Source organism: Nocardiopsis changdeensis (assembly GCF_018316655.1).
In the GTDB taxonomy this organism is placed as follows: domain Bacteria; phylum Actinomycetota; class Actinomycetes; order Streptosporangiales; family Streptosporangiaceae; genus Nocardiopsis; species Nocardiopsis changdeensis.
Genome location: NZ_CP074133.1, coordinates 3224735 through 3237301, shown reverse-complemented (window position 1 = coordinate 3237301; position 12567 = coordinate 3224735). Strand labels below are relative to the sequence as shown.

General features: G+C 74.5%; 14 protein-coding genes and 1 CRISPR repeat array (1 of these 15 running past the window's edge). Of the genes, 4 read left to right on the top strand and 10 right to left on the bottom strand.

All coding sequences use genetic code 11. From position 1 onward, the window contains the following. Positions 1-43: 43 nt before the first annotated feature. The 5 genes from KGD84_RS14510 to KGD84_RS14490 all read right to left on the bottom strand — a co-directional run bounded on the left by KGD84_RS14510 (position 44) and on the right by KGD84_RS14490 (position 5936). A complete protein-coding gene (locus tag KGD84_RS14510; RefSeq protein WP_220560878.1) occupies positions 44-604 on the bottom strand; it encodes a TIGR03086 family metal-binding protein in 561 nt (186 codons plus the stop codon). An 84-nt stretch (positions 605-688) separates the two neighbouring features. After that, positions 689-2770, bottom strand: coding sequence for a xanthine dehydrogenase family protein molybdopterin-binding subunit (locus KGD84_RS14505; protein WP_220560876.1), 2082 nt, complete (start codon positions 2768-2770; stop codon positions 689-691). Next, positions 2767-3759, bottom strand: coding sequence for an FAD binding domain-containing protein (locus KGD84_RS14500; RefSeq protein WP_220560874.1), 993 nt, complete (start codon positions 3757-3759; stop codon positions 2767-2769). The genes KGD84_RS14505 and KGD84_RS14500 overlap by 4 nt, the downstream gene beginning before the upstream one ends. Next, positions 3756-4283, bottom strand: coding sequence for a (2Fe-2S)-binding protein (locus KGD84_RS14495; RefSeq protein WP_220560872.1), 528 nt, complete (start codon positions 4281-4283; stop codon positions 3756-3758). The genes KGD84_RS14500 and KGD84_RS14495 overlap by 4 nt, the downstream gene beginning before the upstream one ends. Before the next feature lie 171 nt (positions 4284-4454). Continuing rightward, a complete protein-coding gene (locus KGD84_RS14490) occupies positions 4455-5936 on the bottom strand; it encodes an MDR family MFS transporter (RefSeq protein WP_370634498.1) in 1482 nt (493 codons plus the stop codon). A gap of 273 nt (positions 5937-6209) precedes the next feature. On the opposite strand from KGD84_RS14490, the gene msrA reads away from it, so the two are divergent. Continuing rightward, on the top strand, positions 6210-6719 hold the full coding sequence (msrA, locus tag KGD84_RS14485; RefSeq protein WP_220560870.1) for a peptide-methionine (S)-S-oxide reductase MsrA: 510 nt from the start codon (positions 6210-6212) through the stop codon (positions 6717-6719). A gap of 69 nt (positions 6720-6788) precedes the next feature. Here msrA and KGD84_RS14480 read toward each other — a convergent pair whose 3' ends face one another. Beyond that, entirely contained in the window at positions 6789-7283 is a 495-nt protein-coding gene (locus KGD84_RS14480; protein WP_220560869.1) for a hypothetical protein, read from the bottom strand. 241 nt (positions 7284-7524) lie between these two features. Further along, positions 7525-7971 (bottom strand): hypothetical protein, encoded by a 447-nt coding sequence (locus KGD84_RS14475; RefSeq protein WP_220560868.1) that lies wholly within the window; start codon positions 7969-7971, stop codon positions 7525-7527. A gap of 224 nt (positions 7972-8195) precedes the next feature. Here KGD84_RS14475 and KGD84_RS14470 point away from each other — a divergent pair, with 224 nt between their 5' ends. From KGD84_RS14470 to KGD84_RS14460, 3 genes are read left to right on the top strand one after another with little or no spacing between them, the layout of a single operon-like run. Next, positions 8196-8522, top strand: coding sequence for a PadR family transcriptional regulator (locus KGD84_RS14470; protein ID WP_220560867.1), 327 nt, complete (start codon positions 8196-8198; stop codon positions 8520-8522). Continuing rightward, the gene (locus tag KGD84_RS14465; protein ID WP_220560866.1) at positions 8519-8875 is read left to right on the top strand and encodes a DUF1048 domain-containing protein; all 357 of its coding nucleotides are present in this window, start codon (positions 8519-8521) and stop codon (positions 8873-8875) included. Before KGD84_RS14470 ends, KGD84_RS14465 begins: the two co-directional genes overlap by 4 nt. Before the next feature lies 1 nt (position 8876). Further along, positions 8877-9203 carry a DUF1048 domain-containing protein gene (locus KGD84_RS14460; protein ID WP_220560865.1) on the top strand — a complete coding sequence of 109 codons (327 nt, stop codon included), beginning with the start codon at positions 8877-8879 and terminating at the stop codon, positions 9201-9203. A gap of 61 nt (positions 9204-9264) precedes the next feature. Here KGD84_RS14460 and KGD84_RS14455 read toward each other — a convergent pair whose 3' ends face one another. The 3 genes from KGD84_RS14455 to KGD84_RS14445 form a co-directional block, all read right to left on the bottom strand. Further along, on the bottom strand, positions 9265-10026 hold the full coding sequence (locus KGD84_RS14455; protein WP_220560864.1) for a phytanoyl-CoA dioxygenase family protein: 762 nt from the start codon (positions 10024-10026) through the stop codon (positions 9265-9267). 122 nt (positions 10027-10148) lie between these two features. After that, complete coding sequence (locus KGD84_RS14450) at positions 10149-11360, bottom strand: FAD-dependent monooxygenase (protein ID WP_220560863.1); 1212 nt, start codon at positions 11358-11360, stop codon at positions 10149-10151. Beyond that, on the bottom strand, positions 11357-11926 hold the full coding sequence (locus tag KGD84_RS14445; protein ID WP_220560861.1) for a TetR/AcrR family transcriptional regulator: 570 nt from the start codon (positions 11924-11926) through the stop codon (positions 11357-11359). Before KGD84_RS14445 ends, KGD84_RS14450 begins: the two co-directional genes overlap by 4 nt. Positions 11927-12150: 224 nt before the next feature. Continuing rightward, positions 12151-12567: direct repeats of the CRISPR family, unit length 29 nt; unit sequence GGGACCATCCCCGCGTGCGCGGGGAGCAG; it runs 527 nt beyond the window's last position.

Genomic DNA, 12567 nt, shown 5'->3' with positions numbered 1-12567 from the left:
GCGCACACGCCGGGAGCGGTGGCGGCCCCGGCCCGCGGCGGGGTCACAGCGCGCGGCCGGCCAGGGCCAGCAGGCGCTCCTGGGTCCCGGCCTCCTCCCCCACCTCCACGGGCGCGTCGAACATCGGCCCCGGGCCGAAGTCCTGGCGCCGGGCCCAGCCGTAGAGCTCGGCGACCAGGTCGGGGTCCAGGTTCTCGTCGGCGCCCAGCGCCCGGGCCAGGTCCCAGGCGTGCACGCCCAGGTCGAAGGTCATCTGCCACAGGTACAGCTCCGCCGGGGCGTCGCCGAACGACAGGTGGACGGTGCGGTTCTGCGCGGAGGGCGCCAGCCAGGCGGTGCGGGCCTCCCGGGCCGCCACCTCCCAGACGGCGAGCGGCTCCTCGCCCAGGACGTCGCCGTCGAAGCGGTCGCCGACCTCCTCGGGGGTGCGGCCCTCCAACAGCGGCGGCACCCACAGCTGCTCGGTGGTCAGGTGGTCGACCAGATCGTGGACGTCCCAGTCGGAGCAGGGGGTGGGCAGCGCCCAGTCGGTCATCCGGATCAGGCGCACCCGCCGGTCGAACTCCTCCAGGGCGGTGCCGTGCAGGTCGATCAGCCGTTCCATGTCGGTTCCCTCCGCTGTGTCCGGTCGCTCAGGGCCGTCTACCCGCCCCGGGGCCCCGGGACACCCGGCGGCCCCGTCCCGCCCTCAGCCCGCGAACCGGTCCGGGGTGAGCGGCAGGTCCCTGACGCGGACCCCGGTGGCGTGGTGGGCGGCGTTGGCGATGGCCGCCGCGGTGCCGACGATGCCGATCTCCCCGACCCCGCGCAGCCCCAGGGGGCCGGCCGAGGGGTCCTCGCCCTCCAGCCAGTGGGCCTCCACCTCGCCCACGTCGGCGTTGACGGCGACGTGGTACTCGGCGAGGTCGGCGTTGACCACGTGCCCGAAACGGGGGTCCAGGACGCTGCGCTCGTGGAGCGCCATCGACATCCCCATGACCATGCCGCCCACGAACTGGGAGCGCGCGGTGCGCGGGTTGACCACCCGGCCCACCGAGAACACCCCCAGCATGCGCGGCACCCGGACCTCCCCGGTGTCGGCGTCCACCCGCACCTCGGCGAAGTGGGCCCCGAACGAGGCCACCGCGCGGCCCGGCGCCACCGTGTCCTCCGGGGCCGCGGCGCGGGCCCGGGCCCCGGGCCGGGGGTCGGCCCCGTGCTCCTCCCGGAAGGCCGCCGCGGCGGCGAGCACGGCCGCGCTCCAGGACGCGGTGCCGCTGGAGCCGCCGGCCACCGTGGCCGGGGGCAGGTCGGTGTCGCCCAGGCGCAGCAGCACCTCCTCCACCGGCCGCTCCAGCGCCTGGGCCGCGATCTGCGTGAGCGCGGTGCGCGACCCGGTGCCGATGTCGGCGGCTCCGATGTCCACCGTGTAGCGGTCCCCGTCGTAGCCGATCTCGGCGGCGGAGCCGGGGTTGTACAGGTGCGGGTAGACGGCGGCGGCCACCCCGGTGCCCACCCTCCAGCGGCCCTCCCGGCGGGTCCCGGGCGCGGGGTCGCGGCCGGCCCAGCCGAACCGTTCGGCGCCCTCGCGCAGGCACCGGGCCAGCCGGCGGTCCGACCAGGGCTCGCCGGTGCGCGGGTCGGTCTCCGGCTCGTTGCGCAGGCGCAGCTCGACGGGGTCGATCCCGCAGGCCTGGGCCAGCTCGTCCATGGCCGACTCCAGGGCGTACATCCCGGGCGCCTCGCCGGGGGCCCGCATCCAGAAGGGGATGGGCACGTCGAGCGGGGCCAGGCGCTGGGTGGTGCGGCGGTGGGGCGCGGCGTACATCATGCGCGAGACCGCCGCGCTGCCCTCGGTGAACTCCTTGACCGTGGAGGTGTGCTCCACCGAGTCGTGGACCAGGGCGCGGATGCGGCCGTCGCGCTCGGCGGCCAGGCGCACCCGCTGGACGGTCGGTGTCCGGTGCCCGGCCAGGGAGAACATCTGCGGTCGGGTCAGCGCGAACTTGACCGGCCGGCCCGGCAGCTCCCGGGCGGCCATGGCGGCGAGGATGTTGTGCGCGTGCGCCGACCCCTTGGACCCGAACCCGCCGCCCACGTGCGGGGACACCACCCGGACCCGTGCGGGGTCCAGGCCGAGCACCCCGGCGACCGTCTCCCGGACCGGGTGGGCGCCCTGGGTGGAGTCGTACAGCGTCAGCCCGCCACCGTCGCCGTCCCACACGGCGACGGTGGTGTGGGGCTCCATGGGGTTGTTGTGCTCCATGGGGGTGCGGTAGGTGCGGTCGACGACGACCGGGGCCCGGGCCAGCTCGGCGTCGGGGTCGCCCTGCTCGGTGTCGGCCGGGTCGTCCTCGTCCTCGGGGCGGTACAGGCCCGGGTGGTCGGCGGTGAGGACCACGTCGTGCGGCTCGACCGCGTAGTCCACCCGCACCAGGGCGGCCGCCTCGCGGGCCGTCTCGGGGGTGTCGGCGACCACGGCGGCGACGAGCTGCCCGTGGAAGGCCACCCGGTCGGACTGCAGGACGGCGAACTCGCGGTCCTCGGTGTCCGCGAGGCGCTCGGCGGTGGTGTGGGTCAGCACGAGGCGGACCCCGTCCGTGCCGCGGGCGGCGGAGGCGTCGACGGAGGTGATCCGCCCCCGAGCGACGGTCGAGGTCACGGGGTGCAGGTACAGGGGGTCGGGCAGGGGGTGCTCGTAGGCGTAGGGCGCCCGGCCGGTGACCTTGTCGGCGCCCTCCAGCCGGGCGAGCGGCAGTCCCAGGGCGCGCGTTCCGTCCCGCCCGCTCACCGGTCCCCCTCCCCGGCCAGGTCGCGCAGCACGGCGGTGACGGTGGAGACCGCCAGCCCCGGTTTGAAGGCGTTGTCGGGCCCGGTGCGGGCGTCGGCGAGTTCGGCGCGGGCCGCCTCGCGGAAGGCGTCCTCGGTGGCGGGGCCGCCGGTCAGGGCCTCCTCGGCGCGGCGGGCGCGCCAGGGGGCGTGCGCCACGCCCCCCAGGGCCAGCCGGACCCGCCGCACGCGGCCGCCGTCGACCTCCAGCGCGGCGGCCACCGACACCAGGGCGAAGGCGAAGGAGGCCCGGTCGCGCACCTTGCGGTAGGCCGAGCGCTGCCCGCCGGGCGGGTCGGGCAGGTCCACCGCGGTGATGAGCTCCCCGTGCTCCAGCACGGTGTCGCGGTGCGGCTCCTCGCCGGGCAGGCGGTGCAGGCCGGGCATGGGGACGACGCGTTCGCCGCCGGGGCCCAGGACGCGCACCCGCGCGTCGAGGGCGGTGAGCGCCACCGCCATGTCCGAGGGGTGGACGGCGACGCAGTGGCGGGAGGCGCCCAGGACCGCGTTGTGGCGGCCGTGCCCCTCCAGTGCGGAGCACCCCGTCCCCGGTTCGCGCTTGTCGCAGGGGGTGGCGGGGTTCCGGAAGTAGGGGCACCGGGTGCGCTGGAGCAGGTTGCCGCCGGTGGTGGCGGCGTTGCGCACCTGCCCGGAGGCGCCCGAGAGCAGGGCGGCCGACAGCATCGGGTGGCGCCGGCGGACCAGGGGGTGGGCGGCCAGGTCGGCGTTGGGCGTCCCGGCGCCGATCCGCAGCCCTCCCCCGGGCAGCTCCTCGACGCCGTCGTCGAGCAGGGACCGCAGGTCGACGAGGCGGCCGGGGCGTTCGACGCCCAGCCGGAGGTGGTCGACCAGGTTGGTGCCGCCCGCCAGGTAGGCGGCCCCGGGATCGGCCGAGACCTCGGCGACCGCCGCGGCGGCGTCCGTCGGCCGGCTGTAGTCGAAGGGCCTCACCGTGCCGCCTCCTCGACCGCCTCGACGATGCGGGGGTAGGCCCCGCAGCGGCACAGGTTGCCGCTCATGCGCTCGCGGATCTCCTCGCGGTCCAGCGGGACCGGCGCCCCTTCCCCGGTATCCCCGGTGTCCCCGGTGTCCCCGGTGACGAGGCTGGGCCAGCCGCGGGCGGCCTCGTCGATGACGCCGACGGCCGAGCACACCTGCCCCGGGGTGCAGTAGCCGCACTGGAGGGCGTCGCGGTCGACGAAGGCGCGGGCCACCGGGTGCAGCCGGCCCGGCGGGGCCAGCCCGGCGGCGGTGGTCACCTCCGCTCCGTCGTGGGCGACGGCCAGCGCGAGGCAGGACAGGATGCGGCGGCCGTCCACCAGGACGGTGCAGGCGCCGCACTGCCCGTGGTCGCACCCCTTCTTGGGCGAGGTCTCCCCCAGCCGGTCGCGCAGGGCGTCCAGCAGCCCCGTGCGGGTGTCGACGGTGAGCTCGTGCTCGCGGCCGTCGACGTGCAGGGTGATCGTGACGTCCACTGCGGGTGCCCCCTCCGTGATCTGCGCGGCCGTGGGCGACGGCTCCCCACAGTCTGCGACGGGGGCACGGCGGAACGAAGCCGACACGGCGGGGGGAACCGATCCCGGCGTCCGGTCCCGGGCACGCGAACGGCCGGCTCCCGGTGGGGAGCCGGCCGTGGCGTGGTGCGGCTAGTGCGCGGCGGCGGCCGCCGGGACCTCCCCGGTGCCGGCGGCGGCGCGGCGCACGAAGAACGTGGCCGCGAACGCCAGCACCGAGATCGAGGCGCCGAGCAGGAAGGCGACGTGGATGCCGCCCGCCATGGCCTCGGTCTCCGGCAGGCCGTCGCCCAGGTAGCCGGCCGTGGAGGCCGCCATCACCGCGACGAACGCGGCCGTGCCCGCCGCGCCCGCGACCTGCTGCACGGTTCCGACGACCGCGCTGCCGTGCGAGTACAGCTGCGGGGTGAGCGACCCCAGGGCGCCGGTGAGCAGCGGCGTGAACATCAGGCCCAGGCCGATGGTGAGCATGACGTGGGTGGCGATGATGAACCCGAGCGGGGTCTGGGTGTCGAACGTCGTCATCGCCCACAGGATCGCCGACACCAGCGCGGCGCCCGGGATGACCAGCGGCCGGGGGCCGAGCTTGTCGTAGAGGCGGCCGACGAACGGTGCGATCAGGCCCATGGTCAGGCCGCCCGGCAGCAGGGCCAGGCCGGTGGCCAGGGTGTCGTACTCCAGCACGTTCTGCATGTACAGCGGCAGCAGGATCAGCGTGCCGAACAGGGCCATGAAGCTGACCGCGACCAGCCCGATGGAGATCGAGAACTGGGTGGAGCGGAACACGCGCAGGTCCAGCAGGGCGCGCTCGTCGCGCTGGAGGCGGATCTGCCGCCACACGAACACCACCAGCGCCACCGCGCCGATGCCGATGGCCAGCTGCGGCGGGATCGGGCCGCCGCCGTGGCCGCCCAGGCTGGAGAAGCCGTACACCAGGCCGCCGAACGCGAACGCCGAGATCAGCACCGAGAACATGTCGATGGTGGAGGGGCGCGGCTCGGTGACGTTGCGGATGAACAGGGCGCCCAGGGTCAGGCCCAGGAGGGCGATGGGCAGCACCAGGCCGAACATCCAGCGCCAGTCCAGGACGCTGAGGATGAGGCCGGCCAGCGTCGGGCCGACGGCGGGCGCCACCGACATGACGATGGAGATGTTGCCCATGGTGCGGCCGCGCCGCTCGGCGGGCACGGTGTTGAGGATGGTGGTCATGAGCAGCGGCATCATGATCGCCGTGCCCACGGCCTGGACGACCCGCCCCATGAGCAGGAACGCGAAGCCCGGCGCCAGGAAGCACAGCAGGGTGCCCAGGGTGAACAGCGACATGGCGGCGATGAACACCTGCCGCACGTGGAAGCGCTGGAGCAGGTAGCCGGTCGCGGGGATCACCACGGCCATCACCAGCATGAAGGCGGAGGTGAGCCACTGCCCGGTGGAGACGGAGATGCCCAGGTCCTTGTTGAGCGCGGGCAGGGCCACGCCCATGATGGTCTCGTTGAGGATGACGACGAACGCCGAGACCAGGAGCAACGGGATGACCAGGCGGTCGGCGCGCGGCTCCGGCCCGGTGTCGGCGGTCTCCGGCGCGCGGTCGGATGGTGTGGGTGTCCCGGTCACAAGTGTCCTCTGTGGTTCGTGGTGTCCGTCAGTGCGCGGGGGATGCAGGCGGGGGATGCAGGGAGTGCAAATATTCTCTCCCGGAAAACTCCCAACCTTCCACATGTTTAGGACATTCCCGCTGCGGCGCTGTGTTCTACGGCATCCCCACCTGGGCGGGAGCGGGTCCGCGGCCGTGTGGCGGGGCCCGCACCCGCGCGCCCGGGGCGGCGGGAACTCCCCGCGGCCCGGAGGTGTTATGAAGGACGCCGCACGAAGAAAGGGTGGTCACAGATGACGACCGAGCGCGCCGTCCTGGCCGGAGGCTGTTTCTGGGGCATGCAGGACCTCATCCGCAGGCTCCCCGGGGTGGTCGACACCCGGGTGGGCTACACCGGGGGCGACGTCGAGAACGCGACCTACCGGAACCACGGGACGCACGCCGAGGGGATCGAGATCCACTTCGACCCGGAGCGGACCTCCTACCGGGAGCTGCTGGAGTTCTTCTTCCAGATCCACGACCCGACGACCCTGAACCGCCAGGGCAACGACATCGGGATGAGCTACCGGTCGGCGATCTACTACGTGGACGAGGACCAGAGGAAGGTCGCCGAGGACACCATCGCCGACGTGAACGCGTCCGGCCTGTGGCCGGGCCCGGTGGTCACCGAGGTCGAGCCGGCGGGGGCCTTCTGGGAGGCCGAGCCGGAGCACCAGGACTACCTGGAGAAGTACCCGAACGGGTACACCTGCCACTTCCCGCGGCCCGAGTGGCGCCTGCCCAGGCGCGGGGCCACCGCGTGAGGACGTGAAGCGAGGCCCGAGGGGCCCCGGCCGGACGGCCGGGGCCCCTCGGCGTTCCGGGAGGGCGTGTCAGCCGCCGACGAGCCCGGCCTCGGCCAGGGCGGCGTGGATGCGCTCGGAGGACAGCAGCAGCTCGCTCATGACCGCGGTGACCGAGGCGTCGGAGCCCGGCGGGATCTCGGTGACCAGGCCGCCCCACTCGGGGACGGGGACCACCAGCACCCACCAGGGCGAGGGCCGGCGGCCGTTCTCGTCGCGGCCGCGGTAGCGCAGCAGCAGGTGGTCGGGGCGGCCCAGCCCCCCGGGGCGGCTGAGGGAGGGCAGGGTGGTGCCCACCCCGGTGGAGAGGGAGGCGAGCATGTAGGAGCTGGAGGCCGACTGCTCGGCGCGCGCCGTGGCCGCCTCGTCGTCGGGGTGCCCGGCGTGGCCGAGGAGGACGCCGTCCAGGTCGAAGGCGGCTGTGTGCGCGGCCCCTGTGCGCGCTTCGAAGTCGGCCAGGAGTTCGCCGACCAGGGCGGGGGACTCGCCTCGCACGATGGGGCGCCCGTTCCGATTGTTGATCATGAGCGAACCTTAGAGTGACGGGAGGTGCAGGTGTGAACCAGGATTCCCGCAACCCCAGGGGTTCCCGAGGGCCCGGACCTGGGAATCCCACCCCCGTCGCACACAAAGGCGCAGCTCAGCGCACCTGTGATGGCGAAGTCACCGTTCGGAGCCGTTCGGTCGAAATTCCCTGATTCTTCCGGCTTTTCGGTCGTCCGTCCGGGTCCGCGGGCGGACGCCCGGTCCGCGCCGGGTGCGTTGGTCAGTCCTCGCGGGCCAGGCCCCGGGCGGCGGCCGAGGAGACGGCGAGCGCGACGGCGTCCTCGACGAGGGCCCCGGCGGTGTCCGGGCCGACGCAGCCCCACGCCTCGCGCCAGGCGACGCCCGCCCAGGCCCCCGCGGGGGCGGTGGCGCCCGCGATCAGGGCGGCGGGAAGGGCCGGGGCGCCCGCGGCGCGGGCCAGAAGGGCGCCGCCGGCGGCGGCGCTGGCGATGCGGGGGGCGAGCCCCGCCCAGCCCAGGCGGCTGGGGACTCCGGGGAGCTTGTCGCCGACGAACTCCGCGGCGGTGCCGAGCACCGTCAGGACGGTCAGCGCCCGGCCGCCCCAGGGGACGGTGCGCAGCGCGGTCCCCACGCCCAGGCTGGCCCGCGATCCGGCCGCCAGGCCCAGCAGGCAGGCCCGTACCGGGATGCCCTTCCGTTCCGTCATGGTGTCCTCCCCGTGCCGTGGTCCCGCAACCGATCCTGCGCCATGTCGGGCCCGAACGGCGGGAGCGCCTCGCCGGTCCGGCCGAGGTATTGCCGAGGGGGCGGCGACCGCGCCCGGACCCCGAGCCGGGTTCTCCCGTTCGCCTCACGTCCACCGCTACCTTGTGGTACTTTATAGTAGTACTCTGTGCCACGAAGTACCAGGAGGACTGAAGAGGACCTGCGATGGAAGACCTGACGGAGATGCTGAAGGGCACGCTCGAGGGCTGCGTGCTGGAGATCATCGGCGGCGAGGAGACCTACGGGTACGCCATCACGCGGCGGCTGAACGAGCTCGGCTTCGCCGACGTCGTCGAGGGGACGGTCTACACCATCCTGCTGCGCCTGGAGAAGAACGGCCTCGTCCAGGTGACGAAACGGCCCTCCGGGGTGGGGCCGCCGCGCAAGTTCTACGCGCTCAACGACGCGGGGCGGGCGCAGCTCGCCACGTTCTGGGCCAAGTGGGACTACGTCTCGGACCGGATCGAGAAGCTCAGGAAGGACGGGAGATGAACCTCTGGGAGACGGTGACGGGCAGCGACCTCACCCGGGAGTGGAAGGCGTTCGAGGCCCGGGCCGCGGCCCTGCCGGCCGGCCACCGGGAGGCGTGGGAGCAGATCAAGGCCCACCTGTACCCCTACTCGGACTTCTCGGGACGCAACCTGATGCCGATCTTCGACGGCGCCCTGGGGCTGCTGGAGGAGACCGCGGCGGACGGGCAGGACGTCCGCGACGTCCTGGGCGACGACGTCGCGGGCTTCTGCGCGGCGCTGGCCGGCGGGGAGGGGGCTCGGAGCCACCGGGACCGGTGGCGCGAGCAGTTGAACCGGAACGTCGCGAGGAAACTGGCCCGGCTGGGAGGCTGACATGGGCGTCCAGGACATCATCGAGGGCAAGCGGCAGTGGCGCGCGCACGTGGCGCGGGTCAAGGCGCTGCCGCCGGACTACCAGATCGTCTACAAGGAGATCCAGAGGTACTACTTCAAGGTCGGGCCGGTCGGCCTGGCCGAGGGGGACCTGCTCTCGGGGATCGTCGACTTCTTCGAGGAGGGGGCCGCAGCGGGCACCGGGGTCATGGACCTCATCGGCCCCGACGTCGCCGCCTTCTGCGACGACCTGATCAAGGACACGCCGACCTACGCGGACCTCTACCAGGCGTCCGCGGCCGAGGGCTCCGGCTCCCCCGGCGCGTGAACCCGCGCCCGGGGCGGCTGCCGCGCGGCCCGGTGGACAACGCCCCCCGGGCCGCCGCGGGTCAGCCGTCGCGGAGCGCCTCGATGACGGCGCGCTCCACCGGGGTGGGGTGCTCGGCCTCGAGGTCGAGCTCCCCCACCGGGAGCAGCGGGGGCTGGGCCATGAAGCGCGGCACGGAGCCCCGGTGCGGCTGCGCGCTGTGCACGAGGAACGGGTGGCACAGGAACACGTCGCCCGCCTCTCCGGTGGCCAGTGCCTCCGGCCGTCCCTCACTGACAGGTACCGCCTCGCCGCACAGGTCCATGAACTCGCGCCCCTCGTCGCCCGCGTCGGCCAGCAGCCGGGGCAGGTCCCGGTGCGAGCCCACCCGGATGCGCGTGGGTGCGTCGTCGGGCCCCACGTCGGAGAACAGGAAGAGCATCAGCAGCGCGCGCCCGCGCGAGCGGAGGTTGATCCGGGCCTCCCCCTGCTCTCCGGCGAACGAGGCGTCGAGGTGCCAGCCGGCGTCCCCGGGGTCCTCCTCGCTGGGAAAGCGCACGGGGAACGTGCCCAGCCCGCCGGGCCGCTGCCAGCGCCCCTCCCCCACCAGCGCGTCGAACGCCTCGAGCAGCGCGGGGGCGCACGCGGCCTCGCGGAACGGCGGGTCGTGGTAGCCGCCGAGCCGGATGACCGGCCGGGTCCAGGTGGCCGGGTCGCCGGGGTCGCAGTCCAGGTCGGCCCACAGCAGCTCCCTCCCCCGGTCGGCGAGTTCGCGGGGGAACGCGCCGCGCAGGGCGACGTACCCGTCCCGGACGAACGCCTCGACGTCGCGCTCGGACAGCATGTGCGGTCTCCTCTCACCACGGTCGCGGGGCGGCGTGCCCCGTCCGCGGGAAACGCTATGCGGTGCCCGGGCGGCGCGACCCGACAGTCGGCGTGCGCGTTCGGTCGGGTCCCGGCCGGGGCTCAGGGGGCGGTGCGCTCGCCCGGGGAGGCGGAGGCCAGGTCGCCGATCACCCGGCTGGGCTTGCCCGACACCGCCGAGGCCACCAGGCGGTCCACCCCGGGCAGGGCCGACAGCCGCAGGACCAGGCGGCGCAGCCGGAGGCGCAGCGCGGTGTCGGGGAGGAACCAGGAGGTCCCGGTGAGGGCCGCGCGCTGGCGCTCCTCCACCACGGGCCGCCACCGCGCCTCGTAGCGCTCCAGCCCCTCGCGCAGGGTGGGCGCCCCGGCGAGTTCCTCGGCCAGGACGAACGCCCCGCCCACGCCCATCGAGGCGCCCTGGCCCGCGAGCAGCGACACCGCCTGGCAGGCGTCCCCGAGGAGCACCACCCGGCCCCGGGACCAGGAGTCCATCCGCACCTGGGCGACGTGGTCGTAGTAGACCTGCGCGGGCTCGGGGCACAGCTCCAGCGCCCGGGGCACCTCCCAGCCCAGGCCCGCGCAGGCCTCGCGCAGGGCCCGGCGGGGGTCCTCGGGCAGGGTGGTGTCCCGAGTCCGGTGCACGGTGAAGACGGCGACCTTGGACCCCTCCAAGGCATAGAACCCCATCTGGGCGCCGAGGCTGTCGGTGAGCAGGAAGCGCTGCCGGGTGCGGGCGTGCAGGGCGGCGTCCTCGAAGACGAAGGCCCCGGTGTGGAAGCCCAGGTGGTGCAGGTAGTCCTCCTCCGGGCCGAAGACCAGGCTCCGCACGGTGGAGTGGATGCCGTCGGCTCCGGCGAGCAGGTCGGCCTCCAGGACGCGGCCGTCGGACAGCCGCGCCGCGACGCCGTCGGGGTGCTCCTCCACACCCGTCAGGGCAGTGCCGTAGACCAGGTCCACATTGGACGGGAGGGACTCGCGCAGGGCCAGTTCCAGGTCGGGGCGCATGATCGAGACGACGGAGCCGCCCAGGGCCTCGGCGAAGCGCTGGAAACCGACCGAGGCGCGGCGGCGGCCCCGCTCGTCGACCAGGACGGCCTCGGAGAAGTCGTGGCCGAGTTCGCGCAGGCGGGGCAGCAGGCCCATGATCCGGGCGGCGTCGTAGCCGGGGCCGAAGAAGTCGATCATGTAGCCCTGGGGGCGCGGGCCGGGGGCGCGTTCGACGACGGTGACCCGCCAGTCGTGGTGGGCCAGGCGCCGGGCCAGGGCCAGGCCGGCGATCCCGGCTCCGGCGATGACGGCGTGGGGTGTGCTCATCGTGACTCCTCAACGGCTCCGACGAGGAGCCTGCGCAGAACGGGGACGACGGTCTCGGCGGTCAGGGAGGGGTCCAGGGGGCGGTGCAGCATGAGCCCGTCCACGGCCGAGGCGAGAACGCGGGCGGTGGTGTCGGGGTCGGGGACGCCGGCGGCGCGCATCCAGTCGGCGAGCAGGTCGCGGAAGTCGGCCAGCAGGCGGGTGAGGGCCTGGTGCAGTTCCGCGTCGCGCCCGGCGGCGAGGTAGGTCTCGATGAAGAGGACCGAGGTGGGGTCGTCGCCGGAGTAGGCGTCCAGCTTGCCGAGCATCAGGTCGAGGCCCTCTCGGGCGGTGGTGCCGGGGAGGTGGGCGGCGCCTTCGAGGACGACGCCGGACATGGTGCGCAGGGCGGCCTCGTTGAGCAGGGCGCGCAGGGAGGAGAAGTGGTAGTGGACCAGCCCGGGCCCCACCCCGGCCCGCTCGGCCAGGACCCGGGTGCTCACCCCCGCCCAGCCCCGCTCCGCGATGAGCTCCGCCGCGGCGGCCAGCAGGCGCTCCCGCACCTCCTGCGCTCGCTGTGTGGTCATGCGTCCTCCTGAACCAGTTTTTGGGCGATCGCCTTGGACGAGTGCCCAAATCCGAGCATGCCACATGTCGGGGGCGCTCGTACACCCCCGTGGCCGTACGGGGCCATCCGCAAGGCCCTGCCCTCACGCCAGGCAGGCCCCTCACCCACATCCGGGCCCAGCCCACAAGCCCCCCGCATGCGTGGGGAGCAGATGATGCGCAGCGACCAGGTGAAGGTCGTCGCGGGACCATCCCCGCGTGCGCGGGGAGCAGATACATGAGTGACACACAAGTGCGCAGATAAGGGGACCATCCCCGCGTGCACGGGGAGCAGCCTGCATCAGGGGGTGGTCGTCGAACTGCATGGGGACCATCCCCGCGTGCGCGGGGAGCAGCACCTGCTCCGGTCTCGGGTCGTTCCCGACCCGGGACCATCCCCGCGTGCGCGGGGAGCAGCCCGCCGGTGGGGTTCCGGTGGCCGGGTTCGGGGGACCATCCCCGCGTGCGCGGGGAGCAGACCCCCGACGAACCGCTCGTGCTCACCCTGAGGGGACCATCCCCGCGTGCGCGGGGAGCAGTCCAAGACCGCTTCGTTGAGCTGCGCGGCACGGGGACCATCCCCGCGTGCGCGGGGAGCAGCCGTAGGCGTCCACGGCTTCCT

Excerpts from the sequence above, each read along its gene's own strand:
- KGD84_RS14510 (WP_220560878.1), bottom strand. The coding sequence starts at position 604 with ATGGAACGGCTGATCGACCTGCACGGCACCGCCCTGGAGGAGTTCGAC.
- msrA (WP_220560870.1), top strand. The coding sequence starts at position 6,210 with ATGACGACCGAGCGCGCCGTCCTGGCCGGAGGCTGTTTCTGGGGCATG.
- KGD84_RS14480 (WP_220560869.1), bottom strand. The coding sequence starts at position 7,283 with ATGATCAACAATCGGAACGGGCGCCCCATCGTGCGAGGCGAGTCCCCC.
- KGD84_RS14475 (WP_220560868.1), bottom strand. The coding sequence starts at position 7,971 with ATGACGGAACGGAAGGGCATCCCGGTACGGGCCTGCCTGCTGGGCCTG.
- KGD84_RS14470 (WP_220560867.1), top strand. The coding sequence starts at position 8,196 with ATGGAAGACCTGACGGAGATGCTGAAGGGCACGCTCGAGGGCTGCGTG.
- KGD84_RS14465 (WP_220560866.1), top strand. The coding sequence starts at position 8,519 with ATGAACCTCTGGGAGACGGTGACGGGCAGCGACCTCACCCGGGAGTGG.
- KGD84_RS14460 (WP_220560865.1), top strand. The coding sequence starts at position 8,877 with ATGGGCGTCCAGGACATCATCGAGGGCAAGCGGCAGTGGCGCGCGCAC.
- KGD84_RS14455 (WP_220560864.1), bottom strand. The coding sequence starts at position 10,026 with ATGCTGTCCGAGCGCGACGTCGAGGCGTTCGTCCGGGACGGGTACGTC.
- KGD84_RS14450 (WP_220560863.1), bottom strand. The coding sequence starts at position 11,360 with ATGAGCACACCCCACGCCGTCATCGCCGGAGCCGGGATCGCCGGCCTG.
- KGD84_RS14445 (WP_220560861.1), bottom strand. The coding sequence starts at position 11,926 with ATGACCACACAGCGAGCGCAGGAGGTGCGGGAGCGCCTGCTGGCCGCC.